We start from the raw sequence: 17,387 nt of genomic DNA, 5'->3' as shown, positions 1-17,387 counted from the left end.
GATTTATAAAAGTCTATTGTTTTTCAGCGGATTTTTCGAGTATAATAAAGCTATTCGAGAAACGCAAGCAGAACAATAGACTTTTTTTCGCATTGGCTGTAAAGTATGCTTACTTGATTAAGTAAAGGAGAATCTACATATGTATGATGTAATCGTTATTGGCGCAGGGCCTGCTGGGATGACTGCTGCTTTATATGCTTCACGTTCAAACTTATCCGTATTGATGATCGAACAAGGCGCTCCTGGCGGCCAAATGAACAATACGGCAGAAATCGAAAACTATCCTGGTTTCGATTCAATCATGGGTCCTGATCTAGCTTATAAGATGTATGAAGGTGTCTCAAGATTTGGGACAGAAAATGCTTATGGAATCGTGCAAGATATCAAGGATCACGGCAGCCACAAAGAAGTTATTTGTGAAGATAAAACTTACGAAGGAAAAACAGTCATTATCGCAACAGGCTGTATCCACCGTAAATTAGGCGTACCTGGCGAGGAAGAATTTGCTGGACGTGGCGTTTCTTACTGTGCAGTTTGTGATGGTGCATTTTTCCGTAACAAACGTCTAGTAGTGATCGGAGGAGGAGACTCAGCAGTAGAAGAAGCCATCTATTTGACACAATTTGCTTCTGAAGTAGTCATCGTCCACCGTAGAGATGAATTACGTGCACAAAAGATCATCCAAGACCGTGCATTTGCGAATGAAAAAATTTCCTTTATGTGGGATACAGTCGTTGACGAAATCGTTGGAAATGAAATGGTAGTGACAGGTGTGAAAGCACGTAATGTCAAAACTGGCAATGAGTTTGATTTGGCAGCAGACGGAGTATTCATCTATGTAGGATTGGATCCATTAACTGCACCATTTAGAGAAGCAGGGTTGACGAACGAAGCTGGCTGGATTCCAACAGACAACGAAATGAAGACGAATATACCAGGCGTTTTTGCCATCGGAGATGTTCGTGAAAAAGATTTGCGACAAATCACTACTGCTGTTGGTGATGGTGGGATCGCTGGACAACAAGTGTATAAATACTTGGAATCTTTAGAAGAAACAACTGCATAAGTTTAAAAAGAGTGGAAGAACGGTTTCAATTGTTCTTTTACTCTTTTTTTTCGCGTGAAATCTACTGAATCCGATTTATGCGAATACTTGCAACCGTGCTTGATAAAAGAATCCTTTCTTGATTTAAGCGTTTTTTGGTCCTCATACTTTCATATCTAATAAGTGAATGCTATACTTATTAAGAACCATATTTCAGAAAGAGGTGTTATTTTCATGTCTTGGGAACAAGTGTATGAACAATGGGTACATGAAGAAAATTTAGAAGAAAACTTAAAAAAACAATTAAATGATCTGGGTGAAGATCCTGAAAAACTTGAAGATGCTTTTTATGCACCGTTGGAATTCGGTACTGCAGGCATGCGGGGAATCTTAGGGCCTGGGATCAATCGAATGAACATCTATACGGTAAGACAAGCAACAGAAGGACTTGCACGTTTCATGGATACACAAGGCGAAGAAACAAAACGCCGAGGTGTCGCTATCGCTTATGACTCACGCCATCAATCACCAGAATTTGCCATGGAAGCAGCCAAAACATTAGCACATCACAATATCCCATCTTATGTATTCGAAAGTCTACGTCCAACACCAGAGCTTTCTTTTGCAGTCCGTCATTTGAAGACGTTTGCGGGAATCATGGTAACCGCATCCCACAATCCAGCAGCTTACAACGGATATAAAGTCTACGGAGAAGATGGGGGACAAATGCCTCCTGCAGACGCAGATGCATTGACGAAATATGTCCGTGAAGTCAGCAATCCGTTAAAAGTTGAAGTATTATCTGACGAAGAAGCTGAACATAGCGGATTGATCACGATCATCGGAGAAGAAGTGGATGCCGCTTATCTAGAAGAAATCAAAGCAGTAACGATTGATCATGAATTGGTGGAAACAATGGGGAAAGATTTGAAACTTGTGTACACACCACTTCACGGAACAGGAAAAATGTTGGGCGAACGTGCGTTGAAACAAGCTGGATTCGAACAATTCGTACTAGTTCCAGAACAAGCTGTCGCAGACCCAGATTTCACTACAGTCAAATCACCAAATCCAGAAGAACACTCTGCTTTTGAGTATGCGATACGACTTGGCGAGAAAGAAGGCGCTGATTTGCTGATTGCAACAGATCCTGATGCAGACCGTTTAGGTGCAGCCGTTCGTTTGCCAAGTGGCTCCTATGAAGTATTGACCGGAAACCAAATCGGAGCCCTGTTTGCTCAATATATTTTGGAAGCACACCAATCGCGAGGCACTTTACCTGAAAACGCAGCGGTATTGAAATCGATCGTTTCTAGCGAATTACCTACAGCAATTGCGGAACACTATGGGGCTACCATGTTCAATGTATTGACAGGATTCAAATTCATTGCTGAAAAAATTCAACAATTTGAAGAAGATCATTCCCATACTTTTATGTTCGGATTCGAAGAAAGTTACGGTTATTTAGTTAAACCTTTCGTTCGCGATAAAGACGCGATCCAAGCATTGCTCTTATTAGCAGAAGTAGCAGCTTACTATAAAAAACAAGGCAAAACGTTGTATGATGGCTTGCAAACGATTTTTGAAACATATGGCTACTACGCAGAAAAAACGATTTCTGTGACAATGAGCGGACAAGAAGGCTCTGCGAAAATCTCTGCTTTGATGGAAAAATTCCGTGAAGAAGCACCAACAGAATTTGCCGGAGCAAAAGTCATCCAAACAGAAGACTTCAAAGAGTTGACGAGAACAGACCGTGAAGGAAACGTAGAAAAACTAACGACACCGCCATCTGATGTATTGAAGTATACGCTGGAAGAAAATGGCTGGATCGCTATCCGTCCTTCAGGAACTGAGCCGAAAATCAAATTTTATATCGGTGTAAAAGGAAACTCTTCAGAAGACGCAGCTGAAAAAGTAGCCGCTTATGAAGCGATTATCCAAAAGATGACAGAAGAATAAAAAAACTTGAGACTGATGGAAAAAGTGGTAAACTTTAGAAGTCAGTCTTTTTTCAAGTTGGAGGTGAATGGATTGCCAGACACGCAAAAAACAAAAGTAGAGAAAGTCAGCCAACTATTCAAAATGTTGAGTGACCCCACTCGTCTCAAAATTCTGCTGTATCTGAAAGACGGGGAACAAAATGTGACAGCAATCACCCAAGCAGTGGAAATGGAACAATCTGCTGTATCGCATCAACTGCGTTTATTAAGAGAAAACCATGTCGTCAAGTCCCATCGTGAGGGAAAAGCGATTTTGTATAGTCTTGATGATTCTCACGTACTGGATATTTTGAACCAGACACTCAAACATGTGGAACATCAATAACGATAGGTGCAAATAGAGACAAACTGGACTGTGTCAACGAATCTTCTTCGCTGACACAGTCCAGTTTTTTTAAAGAAAAATTGTTAGTCTGTTTCTTCGGTGGTTTCAGTTCCATAATAACTATGGTCTTCTAGGTCTAAAGCATTCAAAATAAGTGAAGCTGTTTCTTCGATAGATAAAGAAGCGACATTGATTACTACGCAGCCCAATTTTTCATAAAGATCATTCGCAAAATCGAGTTCAGCTCGTATTTTTTCGATATCGGAATAAGCAGTATCAGGATTTAATCCGTAAGAGCGCATCCGTTCTTTACGGATATTGTTTAAAATATCTGGGTTATTCGTCAGTCCCACGATTTTTTTAGGATCGATCTCCCAAAGCTGTTTGGGAATATGTGCTTGTGGGATCAAAGGTAGATTGGCAACCTTTAAATTTTTGTTAGCTAAAAACAAGCTCAAAGGCGTTTTGGAAGTTCTGGATACGCCTAGCAAAACGACATCTGCTTCTAGAAACCCACGAGGATCTTTCCCGTCATCGTATTTTACAGCAAATTCCATTGCTTTGATCCGTTTGAAATAGTTCTCATTCAATAAATGAAGGGCGCCAGGTTGCCGAATGGGCTTGATACCAGTTAAGCGCTCGATTTCTGATATCGGCGGAGTCATCACATCAAAACTAAATAATTGATGTTCTTCACAAAAAGAACGCGTCATCTCGATCAATTCTTGATTGATCAATGTGTGTAGGACAAGGGCTTTTTCTTTTAGTGCATCTTGCAGTGCCTGCATCAATGTTTTCTCATCTGTCACAAATGTTCTGCGGAATAAATTGAACTCAACGGTAGGATATTGGGCCATAGTGGCTTGCGCTAATTTTGTCGCAGTTTCTCCAGCAGAGTCAGAGATGACAAAAAAAGTAACAATTTCTGTAGAATCGGAAGACATGGATAAAACCTCACTTGCATTTTTTTTATGTTTATTATACCATACTCTAGAATGTGTACTTCGTAATCATTTTGATTTGGAGGAATAAGTCATGAAAAAACAGACATTGATTGAACAATCACTAGAAACATTGAAAAATAACGGTTTTAAATATACTAAAAAAAGAGAAGCATTGTTAACTTATTTAGTGAAGCGCAATCGCTACGTATCCGCTAAAGAAGTTTTTGACTATATGAATCAGGAATTCAAAGGAGTAAGTTACGATACGATTTATCGAAATCTCCATGATTTTGCAGAAATCGATTTACTGGAAGAAACCGATTTAAATGGAGAGATGAAGTTTCGTTTTCATTGCTGTCAAGGGGAAATCGGCCATCACCATCACTTTATCTGTACGGTGTGCGGAACAACGAAAGAAATCCATATGTGTCCAATGAATTATTTCGAAGAACAGCTCGGTGGATGTACAATCGAAGGGCATAGATTCGAGATTTTCGGAAGATGTGAAAATTGTCAATAAGGATTTAAATAAAATAACATTTGATAATTTTAAAAAAAAGCAAGATTTCCTTGACGGTCAAAACAGCATTAGATATAATATTTACAGGACAGTCTTGTTTTTTGAGATATATTTCAATAACAATTACGGTTACTTTTTAAGCTCGGAGGGAGGGAATTAACATGTCAAAAACAGTCGTTCGCAAAAACGAATCACTTGACGATGCTCTTCGTCGCTTCAAACGTTCCGTGTCAAAAGCGGGTACTTTACAAGAATCTCGTAAACGTGAATTCTACGAAAAACCAAGTGTAAGACGCAAGAAAAAATCTGAAGCAGCTAGAAAACGCAAAAAATTCTAGTTCTGTGATGAATTGGAGTTGGTAGTGTGTCACTACTAAGTAGATTAAACGATGACATGAAAACAGCGATGAAAGCGAAAGATAAGGAATCTTTACAAGTCATCCGAATGATCAAGTCATCTATACAAAACGAGCAGATTAAAGAAGGTCACGACTTGACAGAAGAAGAAGAATTAACGGTGTTGTCTCGCGAAATGAAACAGCGACGTGATTCTTTGCATGAGTTTGAAGAAGCAGGACGTGACGATTTAGCTGAAAAAGTAAAAAGTGAAATTGTGATAGTCGAAAAATACATGCCGGAACAACTTTCCGACGAAGAAATTCGACAACTTGTTCAAGAAGCAATCACACAAACTGGTGCTTCATCAATGAAAGAATTTGGCAAAGTCATGGGTGCGATCATGCCTAAAGTCAAAGGAAAAGCAGATGGAAACCAAGTAAATGCCATTGTGAAAGAACTATTACAATCTTAATTTTATCATTTAAACTGCGGACAATCATTGTCCGCAGTTTTTTTGTGCGCGTAAAAAAGAGAACTAAAAAATAGCTAGACGAAAGAATAGGATTCTTTCATCTAGCTGGTTTTTTCCTGTTTAATATTTCTTATGTTAAATTGTGTTTGATTTGGTTATTCTTCTGGTAGTTCATTTGCTTCTTGTTTATACCCTGATAGGCGATAGGCGTAATAAAACAGTAGGCTGCCAGCGTAACCAAGTAACGTTGGGACCATCCAGCCAAGTCCTAATGCAGCAAAAGGAACGTGATGATGATAAAATTCGAGCATGCTTGCTACAACTCTTTGTTGACTCACTAAAGCAGGCGAATTTGCCAGCATATCCAATACGGCAGGAACAGCAGCAAACAACATCGTTACTTGATAGACAAATGGTGTCTTTTGGAAAAATTTTGCTGTTAAGGAAAGCAAGATCAACGCAAGCGACAATGGATACAAAAGCATCAATACTGGTAAAGACCATTGGATGATATTGTCTAAACCAGCATTTGCAACGACAAAAGAGACGAAAGTCGTTAACCGCAGCCATGTCATATAACTGACTTTAGGGAACAGTTTATGGAAATCTTGCGCAAAAGAAACAACGAGTCCCATAGCGGTAGTGAAGACACCTAATGTGACCATCACTCCTAAGAAGCTAGCGCCGAAGTTACCTAAATAAAAATTAGTGATCTGAGAAAGTGCAGTTCCGCCATTTTCTGATAAAGACATCTTATTCAAACTCATCGCACCGAGAAGAACAAGTCCAAAATAGATCATGACTTCTAGCGCAACGCTCAGGCTACCAGCTTTTGCCGTTAATTCTGTGACTTTTTTATCTTTGAAACCAAGGTCACGGACTGCATGGACAAAAGTGACACTTAAGGCAAGCAAAGCTACTGCATCAACCGTGTTATAACCTTCTAGGACACCATTTGTTAAAGCGTTTGTTTGATAAGTATCTGCAGCAGATTGATTTAGATTTCCCATTGGATGGAATAAAGAAACGACAAAAATGATTGCTAATAATGCAAGAAACAAGGAGTTTAGATACTTTCCGACGTATTTGACCAACCGTGTTGGATGGACAGTAAGGAAATAAGCAAGTAAAAAGAAAAGAGCAGAGAATAAAAACATACCTAATGAATTATATTTTTCAGGCAAAAATGGTTTAGCAGCCATTTCAAAAGCAGTAGCAGCTGTCCGTGGTGTACCGAAAAATGGTCCGATCGTCAAATGAACAAGGATTAAGAACAAGGCAGCATACCATTTTCCGACAGGTTTAGCTAAGTCATACAGACCATCACTTTTTGTCACTACTACAGCTAAGATAGCTAGTAATGGGAAAAGAGCACCTGAGATAGCAAATCCTACGCCAGCACTGACCCAGTTTGCGCCAGCCATTTGACCTAAGTGGACAGGAAAGATTAGATTACCTGACCCGAAGAACATCCCGAAGATAAGTGAACTGACCATCAATAGTTGTTTCCATGAATAAGTTTTTGTTTCTTCCATAAATTTTTCCTCCAATAATTATCATTTTGATTGACGATATAAACGTTGCAGCAATTAGTAATGCCACTAATATCAGATTCCATGAAAACCACCACCTTAAAATAAAAAAAAGCCCTTTTCCACTTGGGAAAAGGGCTCTAGATTCTAGAACGGTACCACCTTTTTTCGCTTAAAAAAGCTTCTTCATTCACGGACGCTTTTTGATAAAGTTATCCGCTAGCCTGATAATGGAGGCAGCCACAATGATCTACGTTTTCGACATTGACTCGGAAATGATGTTCGTCTATTCGATTTATTGTCATTTCTCACTTACATGACTCACTGGGAATAAATCGTTGAATAGCCTACTGTTTTCCTCGACGCTTTGCTGTATGTTCATTTGTTGACGTAATAATACACCTGTTTTTTTTGAAATGCAAGAATATTTTAACTATTTTGTTTTCTTTTTTTGAAACAGGAAAAATACCTAGAGAATACTTGTTGAATGAAACGAAATATTTTGTTCTCCACTTTCATATAACTTACATTCTCAGCTTCTTTTTATCAAAACGAGACCTTTAGCGAATGGAAACGGCTATTTTTTAACGTTTCTTGGTACGTATGGTTAAGCGACTCTTTTACAACCTTTTCTTATTTGCTATATAGTTTCTTCTGAGTATGGTAAAATAGGAAAGAATGAATCGAAAAAAAGGGGATGTCTATTTTTGACGGAAGAGTCTAGTTCTTTAGAGATTAGATTGACAGCTGCTGATGATGTCAGCATGCTTTTAGGTGCACACGACAAGCATATAAAACTGATCGAGGAAACAACGGAAACAACCATCCATACACGTGGAGAAATCATTCAGATCATTGGTGAGCAATCCCAGATTTCCTTGGCTGCCTCAGTCATTCGGACATTACAGGAATTGATCAAACGAGGAATCCACGTAAGTACGCCAGATGTTGTGACGGCATTGAAGATGGGGCAAAAAGGTACATTAGATTATTTTGTTGAGATGTATGAGGAAGAGATCGTCAAAGACCGTAATGGAAAACCTATACGGGTAAAAAACAGCGGTCAAAAGAAATACGTTGAATCGGTAGCCAAACATGACATCGTATTTGGTGTAGGGCCAGCCGGAACAGGGAAAACGTTTCTTGCCGTAGTATTAGCAATTGCTGCCCTAAAAAAAGGCGAAGTGCAAAAAATCATTTTGACGCGGCCCGCTGTGGAGGCAGGGGAAAACCTAGGCTTTCTACCCGGGGATCTGAAAGAAAAAGTGGATCCTTATCTGCGGCCTGTTTATGATGCTTTATACCAAATTTTTGGATTGGATCATACGAACCGATTGATGGAACGAGGCGTGATCGAAATCGCACCTTTAGCTTACATGCGGGGGCGGACATTGGATGATGCATTCGTTATCTTGGACGAAGCACAAAACACGACAGTCGCTCAGATGAAAATGTTCTTGACCCGTCTCGGTTATCAATCAAAAATGATTGTCAATGGGGATACAAGTCAGATAGACTTGCCTCGTGGGACGACAAGTGGTCTTGTTCATGCAGAACGAACATTAAAGCAAATCAAAAAAATCGATTTTGTTAATTTTGAAGCAAGTGACGTTGTTCGGCACCCTGTAGTTGCCGAAATCATCAAAGCTTATGAAAAGGCGGATCTTCATCAAGAATAAGCTTTGCTTAGGAGGATAAGCACATGTTGAATAAAACACTGCAGAAACTACAAGAAAAACTCGGAAAGGCAGCATTGCCTTTCCTTCTGTTCTTGTTTTTTATCATTGTCTGCGGCGTTACATTTAGTAGTGTCAAACAAAAGGCCAATGATTTCAGAGAAGGCCAAGTAGCAGAAGAGAGTATCCGTGCGAATAAAACGATTGAGAACACGGAAGAAACCGAACAAAGAAGAAAACTGGCAGCAGAAGCAGTGACTCCAGAATATACTTATCAAAAAGATCTGGCAGATGACCAGAACAATCGGATCAAGCAATTATTCGAATTGATCGATAAGACGAATGATACCATCAACAAATCTTATAATGACAAGGTAGATAAGGCGAAGGAAGATGAAAATATCCCGAAACCTACTACAGAAGAGCGGATTGCTACACTGAAGAAAAATTTTGAAAACGTGAATGCAGAAAACGTTGCGTTTTACCAAAAACTGCCGAACAATTTTTATTCGACGATATTTGAAATGACTGAAACGGAAATTCACACGGTTAGGGATGAAAGTTTGAAGCTCATTGACGAACAGATGAGTAAACAAGTTCGTGAAAGCGAATTGGAAGCTTTTAAACAAGAAGCAGAAGATCAGATTCAATATTTGAATGTCACAACAGAGCAGCAACAAATGATTCGCTACTTAGTGGATCAAGGCATTGTAGTTAATGATGTATTGAATGAGAAAAAGACAGAAGAATTAAAACAATCTGCACGAGAAGCTGTACAACCAGTGATGATCTTCCAAGGAGAAATTATTGTTCGCGAAGGAAATCAAATTGATGCTTCAGCGATGAAAAAATTGGAATTACTAGGATTGACGAATCAAACGACTTCTATTTTCCCACTCATTGCCATGGTTTTAGCTGTTTTGCTTCAAATCGGTGTACTGATTTATAATTCACTTCAATTCCAAAATGCAGGAGAAAGAACAAAATACGTACTTTTCTACGTGACGGCAATGTCAGTAAGCGTCGTACTAATGAAATTTTTCCAACTCTTCCAAACAGAACAAGCTGCTTATATTCCGCTGTTTTACCCCGCGGCTTTTGCTCCACTTGTTTTAAGCTTTTTCTTGAATCGAAGAGCAGGGATCATGGCTGGTATTTTTCAAGCAGTATCCGCACTTTTCATTTTTTATGATTCGATTGGCACGAACTTTCTGACAGTTATTTTGATGTCCTATGTATTTTCTGGTCTCATGGCAACGATCGTCAGACGCAAACGGATCTCAGAACAAGGGTTATCCGCTGCTATGTGGGTCATTATTTTTCCTGTGATGATGGATGTCATTTTGATTATCTACCAAGGAATGAGCTTTGGGGATGCAACGACTTGGTTAACGCTAGTCTGCGGATTCACAGGTGCACTGTTTTCATTCTTGCTGACGATAGGTCTGCACCCCTATATTGAATTGATGGTCAATGATGATAGTGTGATCGTATTAAATGAACTCAGCAATCCTAATCATCCTTTATTGAAACAGTTGCTGGAAGAAGCACCAGGCACGTATCACCATAGCATGATGGTAGCCAATCTAAGTGCTAATGCTGTAGCAGAAATCGGTGGACGTTCTTTACTAACTCGAGTAGCTTGCTATTATCATGATATCGGCAAGATCAAACACGCCAGCTTTTTCGTTGAGAACTTGCCTTCAGGAGCGGAAAATCCGCACAATTTCTTATTGCCAGAAGACAGTAAACATATTATCTTTGGACATGTGACAGATGGTGCCAAAATATTGGAAGATTATAATATGCCGCAAATGGTGATCGATATTTGCAGACAGCATCATGGAACCACGCTGATGCGTTATTTCTACGTTAAGGCAAAGGAACGCAACCCGGAAGTCACGGAAGAGCAATTCCGTTATCCTGGACCAAAACCTCAAAGCCGTGAAGCAGGAATCGTCAATATAGCTGACAGTTGTGAAGCGGCAGTACGGGCAATGGACCATCCAACGAGCGAAAAAATCGAAAGTTTTGTCCATAATCTTATTGAAGAGCGTATTTCCGATGGACAATTGGACGACAGTGGATTGACGTTAAAAGAAATCCGTAAAGTAGAAAAATCATTGATCAGCGGTTTAAGCAGTACCTTCCATTCTCGGATCAAATATCCTAAAATGAAATCGGAAGTTGAGAAGATAAAAGAAGAACAAGAAGAATAGCAAGAAGAATAGAAAGAAGCGATGTATAATGGATATTACTTTCATGGATGAAACAAACCAAGTCTCAGAAGAGAAAATAAAAGAAATCGACGACTTGTTGCAATTTGCAGCATCATATTTAGAGTTGCCAGAAGAAACAGAAATGTCTGTTACTTTCATGGACAATGCAGCGATCCAAGTAATCAATCGTGATTACCGTGGAAAAGATGCACCGACAGACGTCATCAGTTTTGCCTTGGAAGAAGAGGGCGAAGACGAAATCCCAGTGATTTTTGAAGATGGAGAGAATCCATTGCCTCGTGTACTGGGAGACATCATGATCTCTACTGAACGTGCTGCAGAGCAAGCAGAAGCTTACGGCCATTCGTATGATCGGGAACTTGGCTTTTTAGCGGTTCATGGATTCTTGCATATCAACGGGTATGACCATATGACACCAGAGGATGAGAAAGAAATGTTTGGTTTACAGAAAGAGATCTTAGATGCCTATGGACTTAAAAGATAAAAACGTAGAGAAAAACAAACATTTCCTGATGTCCGTGGAATTTGCCGTCCAAGGAGTCAAAACCGTTTTTGAGGAAGAACGCAACATGAGGAAACATGTTGCGTTCGGAATCCTCGCTTTGTTTATGGGCGTGATTTTCCAGCTTGATCGGATAGAATGGTTATGGCTGCTTTTAGCTGTTTTTCTCGTATGGATAGTAGAGATCATCAATACTGTTTTTGAAAATGTCGTGGACATGTTTACGGATTTTCATTTTCATCCGATTGGGAAAAAAATCAAAGATATGGCAGCTGGAGCAGTTTTAGTGACCGCTTGTTTTGCCGTCATCGTTGGGTTGATTTTATTTGTCCCTAAAATATATCATTTGTTGTTTAATTAAAAAGGAGAACGTATATGCCAGAACATAAATCAGGGTTTGTCGCAATCGTCGGCCGCCCGAATGTAGGAAAATCCACATTATTGAATCGAATCGTGGGTCAAAAAATTGCCATCATGAGTGATAAGGCGCAGACAACTAGAAATAAAATCCAAGGAGTATATACTACACCAGAAGCTCAGTTGATTTTTATTGACACACCAGGAATCCATAAACCAAAGCATCGTTTAGGAGATTTTATGGTAGAAGCAGCTTACAGTGCGTTGAAAGAAGTGGACGCGGTCTTATTTATGATCAGCGCTGATCAAAAACGCGGTCGAGGAGACGATTTTATTATTGAACGTCTAAAAAACGTGCATTCTCCTGTTTATCTGATTATCAATAAAATCGATAAAATCCATCCAGACGAGTTGTTGGGAATCATCGAAGATTATTCAACGCAGATGCCGTTTGCACAAGTGATTCCAATTTCTGCTACAGAAGGAAACAACGTCGAACGTTTGATGGATGTATTAGTCAGTGAAATGCCAGAGGGCCCACAATATTTTCCAGATGATCAAGTGACTGATCATCCTGAATACTTCATCGTTTCTGAATTGATCCGTGAGAAAGTCTTGTTTTTAACACGAGACGAAGTGCCTCATTCTGTCGCAGTCGTTGTTGATTCGATGAAGCGAAACGAGAATGATAAAATCCATATCCAGGCTACGATTATTGTCGAAAGAGATAGCCAAAAAGGGATCATTATCGGCAAAGGCGGAAAAATGCTGAAGCAAGTAGGAACGAAAGCGAGAAAAGATATCGAAAATCTTTTAGGAGACAAAGTCTTTCTAGAACTTTGGGTCAAAGTTCAAAAAGACTGGCGAGACAAAAAAGTCTATCTGCAAGACTTCGGCTACCGAAAAGACGAATATTGATATTCTGAGCTTCTTGTAAGTTAGGTATAGAAATAAACTGGATAAAAATCCGCGTGTTGAGAAAAGCTGCGGAAGATCGTAACATAAGTGATCTGGATCGGCAGAATCTGCTTTTCCAGATTTATTTTTTAGGAGGGAGAATATGAGCCAGCTTGCAGAATCAAAAGGCTTGATTTTATCTAGCCGTAATTACAAAGAAAAAGATAAATTAGTCAAAATCTTTACGGAATCTTCTGGCAAAATGATGTTTTATATCAAAGGGATCCATCGGCAAAATCAGCCCTTAGCTCCGGCTTTGCTCCCTTTTACTGAAGCAGTTTATATCGGGAATTTTCGAAGTGAAGGTTTGTCATTTTTAAGCAGTGTCAAAGATGTCCACGCGTTTCGACACATCCAAGAAGACATCTTTTTGAGCGGCTATGGCACATATTTATTGAATCTAGTAGATGCGGCAATCGAAGATCATCAGTATGACCCGCATTTGTTCCAGTTTACGCAACAAGCACTGCAACGGATGGATCAAGGAGATGATGCAGAAATCATCACGAATATTTTTGAAGTCCAAATACTGCAACGTTTCGGGATCGCGCCGATCTGGACGCACTGCGTCGTATGTGGGGAAACAAAAGGAAAGTTTGACTATTCTTCCAAATATGGTGGTGTGATATGCGAAAGACACTGGTCGATGGACGATCACCGTTATCATGCAGATCCTCGAGCTGTTTATTTCGTTCGGATGTTTTCAGCTATTTCTTATGATAAGATCAGTGGAATCCATCTGAAAGAAGAAACCAAACAAGCAATCCGTGAACTCATCGACCAGTTGTATGATGAATATGTCGGTATCCATTTGAAAAGCAAAAAGTTCATCGATCAAATGAAGTCTTGGGCACACGTGTTAAAGACGCCAGAGAAAGATCAGTCTAAAAAAGAAAAAGAGACACCTGAAAAAGAAGAATAGTAAATGAAACATACAACAAAAAATCAAAACCATTTGACAAACACAGGGAGTTCCGTCTATTATTAACCGTAGATCAAATAGATCGTTCAGTGAGAGGATCTATTATAGAAACAAGAAAACTGCAAAATGAATACGTACATTGACCAAAATCAGTAAAAAATACGTGGTTTAGCGAGTTCGGGAGAGTGGGAGCCGGACCCAAACGATTTTTGAAGAGGCACTTGCGAGTACGATAAATGAAGCTGCCGAATCTTTATTCGGAAGTAGGGTGGAACCGCGAATTATTCGTCCCTATGTCTGTAGTCAGACATAGGGATTTTTTGTCGTTTTCTTTCCTGTATTCTTATTTGACAGCAACGCTTTAAAATTGAAAGGGGCAAAACAGATGAGTAAAAAATTGACCGTCCAAGATATGATTTTAACATTACAAAAATTTTGGTCATCAAACGGCTGCATGCTGATGCAAGCTTATGACACAGAAAAAGGAGCAGGTACGATGAGCCCATATACCTTTTTACGGGCAATCGGACCAGAACCATGGAATGCTGCTTACGTAGAACCATCTCGCCGACCAGCTGATGGACGTTATGGCGAAAACCCAAACCGTTTGTATCAGCATCATCAATTCCAAGTCGTGATGAAACCTTCACCTGAGAATATCCAAGAGCTTTATTTAGAAAGCTTGCGCCTTTTAGGAATCGATCCATTAGAACACGACATCCGTTTTGTTGAAGACAACTGGGAGAACCCATCCATGGGCTGTGCCGGTGTGGGTTGGGAAGTATGGCTTGACGGAATGGAAATCACACAATTCACGTACTTCCAACAAGTTGGTGGACTGCCTTGTAAACCAGTAACTTCTGAGATCACTTATGGATTAGAACGTCTTGCTTCTTATATCCAAGAAGTTGAAAGTGTCTATGATTTAGAATGGGCTGATGGCGTGAAATATGGCGAGATCTTCAAACAACCAGAATATGAACATTCTAAATATTCTTTTGAAGTAAGCGACCAAGACTTGCTACTAAGCAACTTTGATCGTTTTGAAAAAGAAGCTAAACGCTGTATCGATGAAAATCTTGTTCATCCGGCGTATGATTATATCTTGAAATGTAGCCATACATTCAACTTATTAGACGCCCGCGGTGCAGTATCCGTAACAGAGCGTGCCGGTTATCTTTCTCGCATCCGCAACATGGCTCGTGCTGTAGCCAAAATCTTTGTGGCAGAACGCGAAAAATTAGGATTCCCTTTGTTGAATAAAAACACAGCAAATCCAGAAAACGTGAAGGAGGCTGAATAAGATGGCAAAAGACTTATTACTTGAAATCGGGCTGGAAGAAATGCCTGCTCATGTTGTCACACCAAGCATGAAACAATTAGAAGAAAAAACAGCAAAATTTTTAGATGAAAACCAATTGACTTATGATACGATCGAAACATTTTCCACACCGCGCCGTTTAGCAATCAAAGTAACAAACATTCCAGAACGACAAGCGGACAGTGAAGAAGAAGTCAAAGGACCAGCCAAAAGAATTGCTTTGGACGCAGATGGAAACTGGACGAAAGCAGCGGAAGGATTTGTCCGCGGACAAGGTCTGACGACAGACGCTATCACTTTTAGAGAATTAAAAGGTGTGGAATATGTCTATGTAACGAAATACACTCATGGTAAGGAATCCAAAGAAGTATTGACAGGTTTAGCAGATGTCATTAAAAGCCTGACTTTCCCTGTAACGATGCATTGGGCAGAATACGATTTTGAATATATCCGCCCTATTCACTGGATCGTGGCATTGTTAGATGACGAAGTAATCCCATTCGAAATCTTGGATGTCAAAACAGGCAGAGCCTCTCGAGGTCATCGTTTCTTAGGCGAAGATGTGACATTTGCGCATGCAAAAGAATATGAAGAAAAATTGAATGAACAATTCGTCATTGCGTCTCCGCAAAAAAGACAAGAAATGATCGTTACACAAGCCAATGAATTAGCCGAAAAAAATCATTGGGTTATTGATCTAGACGAAGATTTACTAGAAGAAGTCAACAATTTAGTCGAATATCCAACTGTCTTTTCTGGCGACTTCGAAGAAAAATATCTTTCTGTTCCTGAAGAAGTACTAGTCACTTCTATGAAAGAACATCAACGTTATTTCGAGGTACGGAATGATCAAGGTATGCTGCTTCCTCATTTTATTTCTGCTCGTAATGGTGATCGGGTAAAATTGGAAAATGTGGTTCGAGGCAATCAAAAAGTATTGACGGCTCGTTTAGAAGATGCGGAATTCTTTTATAATGAAGACAAGAAAGCTTCAATCGACCAATACGTTGAAAAACTAAAAACTGTTACTTTCCATGAAAAAATCGGTAGTATCTATGAGAAAATGCAACGGGTACAAGTCATTGCCCGTATCATTGGCGAACAAGTAGGACTATCTGAGGAAGAATTGATGGATCTGCAACGAGCTGCTGAAATCTATAAATTTGATCTAGTAACCAACATGGTAGGGGAATTTCCTGAACTGCAAGGGATCATGGGCGAAAAATATGCTCTGCTGAAAGGCGAGAAACCTGCTGTAGCGACAGCGATTCGTGAGCATTACATGCCTATATCCAGTGAAGGAGAGCTACCTCAGTCTACAGTAGGTTCTGTTTTAGCGATTGCAGATAAATTAGATAGCATCTTTTCTTTCTTTGCTGTTGGGATGATCCCAAGCGGTTCAAACGATCCTTATGCCTTACGTCGCCAAGCATACGGTGTCGTTCGGATCATCGAATCGAAAAAATGGGCCTTTCCTTTGTCTGTTCTGCAAGAAACGATTAGCGATGTTATCAGTAAAGATACGGATCGTTTCGGCATTGGTTTATCAGAAGGGCAACAACAAGTGATCGACTTTATCAAAGGCCGTCTGCGCCAATTATTGACAACGAAGAATATTCGTCATGATGTCATCGATGCTGTTTTGAATGCGGAACAAAAAGATCTGACAAAAGTATTTGCAGCAGCACAATTGTTCAAACAACATCTTGCAGATGAAGACTTCAAACCTTCAATGGAAGCTTTGACACGTGTCGTGAACTTAGCGAAAAAAGCGCAGCTTGAAAAACAATCAGAAGTAGATCCTGAGCTGTTCGAAAACGACGCAGAGAAAGAATTACACAAAGCAGTAGAAGCAATGAAAGCAAGTTTTGCTGACCAAACGATCCACGAAAACTACGACCAGCTTGTCGCTCTTCGTCCACTGATCGAAAATTATTTTGATCAAACGATGGTCATGGCTGATGAACCAGCAGTACGTAAGAACCGACTAACACAACTAAGTCAAATAGCTGTCATGGCTTTGTCATTAGCAAGCTTGGATCAAATCATCACAAAATAGTCTTTTGTTTGAAAAACAGAGAGCATGCACGAAACGTGCTGTGTCTCTGTTTTTTTGTTATAAATCTAAATAGCTGTTATTAATTCTATTTTAATAATTTTTGTTATTTTATTCTTTGTTCGAATTTTCAAAAACGCTCATGAAAAGTGAGGAAATAAAAATGAAAACGATTA

The 17,387-nt window shown here is 39.6% G+C and carries 16 protein-coding genes; 14 read left to right on the top strand and 2 right to left on the bottom strand.

Features of this window, described 5'->3' with window-relative positions:
- Positions 1-139 precede the first annotated feature (139 nt).
- The 3 genes from trxB (at position 140) to AB3I27_RS06230 (ending at position 3,373) form a co-directional block, all read left to right on the top strand.
- Positions 140-1,066: a thioredoxin-disulfide reductase gene (trxB, locus tag AB3I27_RS06240; protein ID WP_002291688.1), complete on the top strand. Its 927-nt coding sequence runs from the start codon at positions 140-142 to the stop codon at positions 1,064-1,066.
- Positions 1,067-1,279: 213 nt separating this feature from the next.
- Positions 1,280-3,007, top strand: a complete 1,728-nt coding sequence (locus tag AB3I27_RS06235; RefSeq protein WP_368022945.1) for a phospho-sugar mutase — start codon at positions 1,280-1,282, stop codon at positions 3,005-3,007.
- A 15-nt stretch (positions 3,008-3,022) separates the two neighbouring features.
- A complete protein-coding gene (locus AB3I27_RS06230; protein ID WP_002316410.1) occupies positions 3,023-3,373 on the top strand; it encodes a helix-turn-helix transcriptional regulator in 351 nt (116 codons plus the stop codon).
- 83 nt (positions 3,374-3,456) lie between these two features.
- On the opposite strand, the gene AB3I27_RS06225 is transcribed toward AB3I27_RS06230, so the two are convergent.
- A complete protein-coding gene (locus tag AB3I27_RS06225; protein WP_002294941.1) occupies positions 3,457-4,317 on the bottom strand; it encodes a pyruvate, water dikinase regulatory protein in 861 nt (286 codons plus the stop codon).
- Between the two features lie 91 nt (positions 4,318-4,408).
- Here AB3I27_RS06225 and AB3I27_RS06220 point away from each other — a divergent pair, with 91 nt between their 5' ends.
- From AB3I27_RS06220 to AB3I27_RS06210, 3 genes are all read left to right on the top strand, one after another.
- Positions 4,409-4,837: a Fur family transcriptional regulator gene (locus AB3I27_RS06220; RefSeq protein ID WP_002287322.1), complete on the top strand. Its 429-nt coding sequence runs from the start codon at positions 4,409-4,411 to the stop codon at positions 4,835-4,837.
- Positions 4,838-4,998: 161 nt separating this feature from the next.
- Positions 4,999-5,175 carry a 30S ribosomal protein S21 gene (gene rpsU / locus AB3I27_RS06215; RefSeq protein WP_002287321.1) on the top strand — a complete coding sequence of 59 codons (177 nt, stop codon included), beginning with the start codon at positions 4,999-5,001 and terminating at the stop codon, positions 5,173-5,175.
- 26 nt (positions 5,176-5,201) lie between these two features.
- Positions 5,202-5,648, top strand: coding sequence for a GatB/YqeY domain-containing protein (locus AB3I27_RS06210; protein ID WP_002291695.1), 447 nt, complete (start codon positions 5,202-5,204; stop codon positions 5,646-5,648).
- A gap of 155 nt (positions 5,649-5,803) precedes the next feature.
- On the opposite strand, the gene brnQ is transcribed toward AB3I27_RS06210, so the two are convergent.
- Positions 5,804-7,183, bottom strand: a complete 1,380-nt coding sequence (brnQ, locus tag AB3I27_RS06205; RefSeq protein WP_002291696.1) for a branched-chain amino acid transport system II carrier protein — start codon at positions 7,181-7,183, stop codon at positions 5,804-5,806.
- A gap of 704 nt (positions 7,184-7,887) precedes the next feature.
- Between brnQ and AB3I27_RS06200 the strand changes: the two genes are divergently transcribed.
- The 8 genes from AB3I27_RS06200 to glyS all read left to right on the top strand — a co-directional run bounded on the left by AB3I27_RS06200 (position 7,888) and on the right by glyS (position 17,214).
- On the top strand, positions 7,888-8,859 hold the full coding sequence (locus AB3I27_RS06200; protein ID WP_002291698.1) for a PhoH family protein: 972 nt from the start codon (positions 7,888-7,890) through the stop codon (positions 8,857-8,859).
- A gap of 23 nt (positions 8,860-8,882) precedes the next feature.
- Positions 8,883-11,075, top strand: coding sequence for an HD family phosphohydrolase (locus AB3I27_RS06195; RefSeq protein ID WP_002291699.1), 2,193 nt, complete (start codon positions 8,883-8,885; stop codon positions 11,073-11,075).
- A 28-nt stretch (positions 11,076-11,103) separates the two neighbouring features.
- Positions 11,104-11,580, top strand: coding sequence for an rRNA maturation RNase YbeY (gene ybeY / locus AB3I27_RS06190; RefSeq protein ID WP_002294935.1), 477 nt, complete (start codon positions 11,104-11,106; stop codon positions 11,578-11,580).
- A complete protein-coding gene (locus AB3I27_RS06185) occupies positions 11,564-11,959 on the top strand; it encodes a diacylglycerol kinase family protein (RefSeq protein ID WP_002316408.1) in 396 nt (131 codons plus the stop codon). The genes ybeY and AB3I27_RS06185 overlap by 17 nt, the downstream gene beginning before the upstream one ends.
- Positions 11,960-11,973: 14 nt before the next feature.
- Positions 11,974-12,873, top strand: coding sequence for a GTPase Era (era, locus tag AB3I27_RS06180; RefSeq protein ID WP_002288753.1), 900 nt, complete (start codon positions 11,974-11,976; stop codon positions 12,871-12,873).
- A gap of 142 nt (positions 12,874-13,015) precedes the next feature.
- Positions 13,016-13,834, top strand: a complete 819-nt coding sequence (recO, locus tag AB3I27_RS06175) for a DNA repair protein RecO (protein WP_002291704.1) — start codon at positions 13,016-13,018, stop codon at positions 13,832-13,834.
- Between the two features lie 385 nt (positions 13,835-14,219).
- Positions 14,220-15,137, top strand: coding sequence for a glycine--tRNA ligase subunit alpha (gene glyQ, locus AB3I27_RS06170; RefSeq protein WP_002291706.1), 918 nt, complete (start codon positions 14,220-14,222; stop codon positions 15,135-15,137).
- A gap of 1 nt (position 15,138) precedes the next feature.
- Positions 15,139-17,214 carry a glycine--tRNA ligase subunit beta gene (gene glyS, locus AB3I27_RS06165; RefSeq protein ID WP_368022944.1) on the top strand — a complete coding sequence of 692 codons (2,076 nt, stop codon included), beginning with the start codon at positions 15,139-15,141 and terminating at the stop codon, positions 17,212-17,214.
- Positions 17,215-17,387 lie beyond the last annotated feature (173 nt).

This window comes from Enterococcus sp. C46, from assembly GCF_040887565.1.
GTDB classification, from domain to species: domain Bacteria; phylum Bacillota; class Bacilli; order Lactobacillales; family Enterococcaceae; genus Enterococcus_B; species Enterococcus_B lactis.
This window is presented reverse-complemented; position numbering and strand designations above follow the sequence as displayed.

What these genes read in the sequence shown, in the direction of transcription:
- AB3I27_RS06230 (WP_002316410.1), top strand. Translation starts at nt 3,023, where the DNA reads ATGGAAAAAGTGGTAAACTTTAGAAGTCAGTCTTTTTTCAAGTTGGAG.
- trxB (WP_002291688.1), top strand. Translation starts at nt 140, where the DNA reads ATGTATGATGTAATCGTTATTGGCGCAGGGCCTGCTGGGATGACTGCT.
- rpsU (WP_002287321.1), top strand. Translation starts at nt 4,999, where the DNA reads ATGTCAAAAACAGTCGTTCGCAAAAACGAATCACTTGACGATGCTCTT.
- AB3I27_RS06195 (WP_002291699.1), top strand. Translation starts at nt 8,883, where the DNA reads ATGTTGAATAAAACACTGCAGAAACTACAAGAAAAACTCGGAAAGGCA.
- AB3I27_RS06185 (WP_002316408.1), top strand. Translation starts at nt 11,564, where the DNA reads ATGGACTTAAAAGATAAAAACGTAGAGAAAAACAAACATTTCCTGATG.
- era (WP_002288753.1), top strand. Translation starts at nt 11,974, where the DNA reads ATGCCAGAACATAAATCAGGGTTTGTCGCAATCGTCGGCCGCCCGAAT.
- glyQ (WP_002291706.1), top strand. Translation starts at nt 14,220, where the DNA reads ATGAGTAAAAAATTGACCGTCCAAGATATGATTTTAACATTACAAAAA.
- brnQ (WP_002291696.1), bottom strand. Translation starts at nt 7,183, where the DNA reads ATGGAAGAAACAAAAACTTATTCATGGAAACAACTATTGATGGTCAGT.
- ybeY (WP_002294935.1), top strand. Translation starts at nt 11,104, where the DNA reads ATGGATATTACTTTCATGGATGAAACAAACCAAGTCTCAGAAGAGAAA.
- AB3I27_RS06220 (WP_002287322.1), top strand. Translation starts at nt 4,409, where the DNA reads ATGAAAAAACAGACATTGATTGAACAATCACTAGAAACATTGAAAAAT.
- AB3I27_RS06235 (WP_368022945.1), top strand. Translation starts at nt 1,280, where the DNA reads ATGTCTTGGGAACAAGTGTATGAACAATGGGTACATGAAGAAAATTTA.
- AB3I27_RS06225 (WP_002294941.1), bottom strand. Translation starts at nt 4,317, where the DNA reads ATGTCTTCCGATTCTACAGAAATTGTTACTTTTTTTGTCATCTCTGAC.
- glyS (WP_368022944.1), top strand. Translation starts at nt 15,139, where the DNA reads ATGGCAAAAGACTTATTACTTGAAATCGGGCTGGAAGAAATGCCTGCT.
- recO (WP_002291704.1), top strand. Translation starts at nt 13,016, where the DNA reads ATGAGCCAGCTTGCAGAATCAAAAGGCTTGATTTTATCTAGCCGTAAT.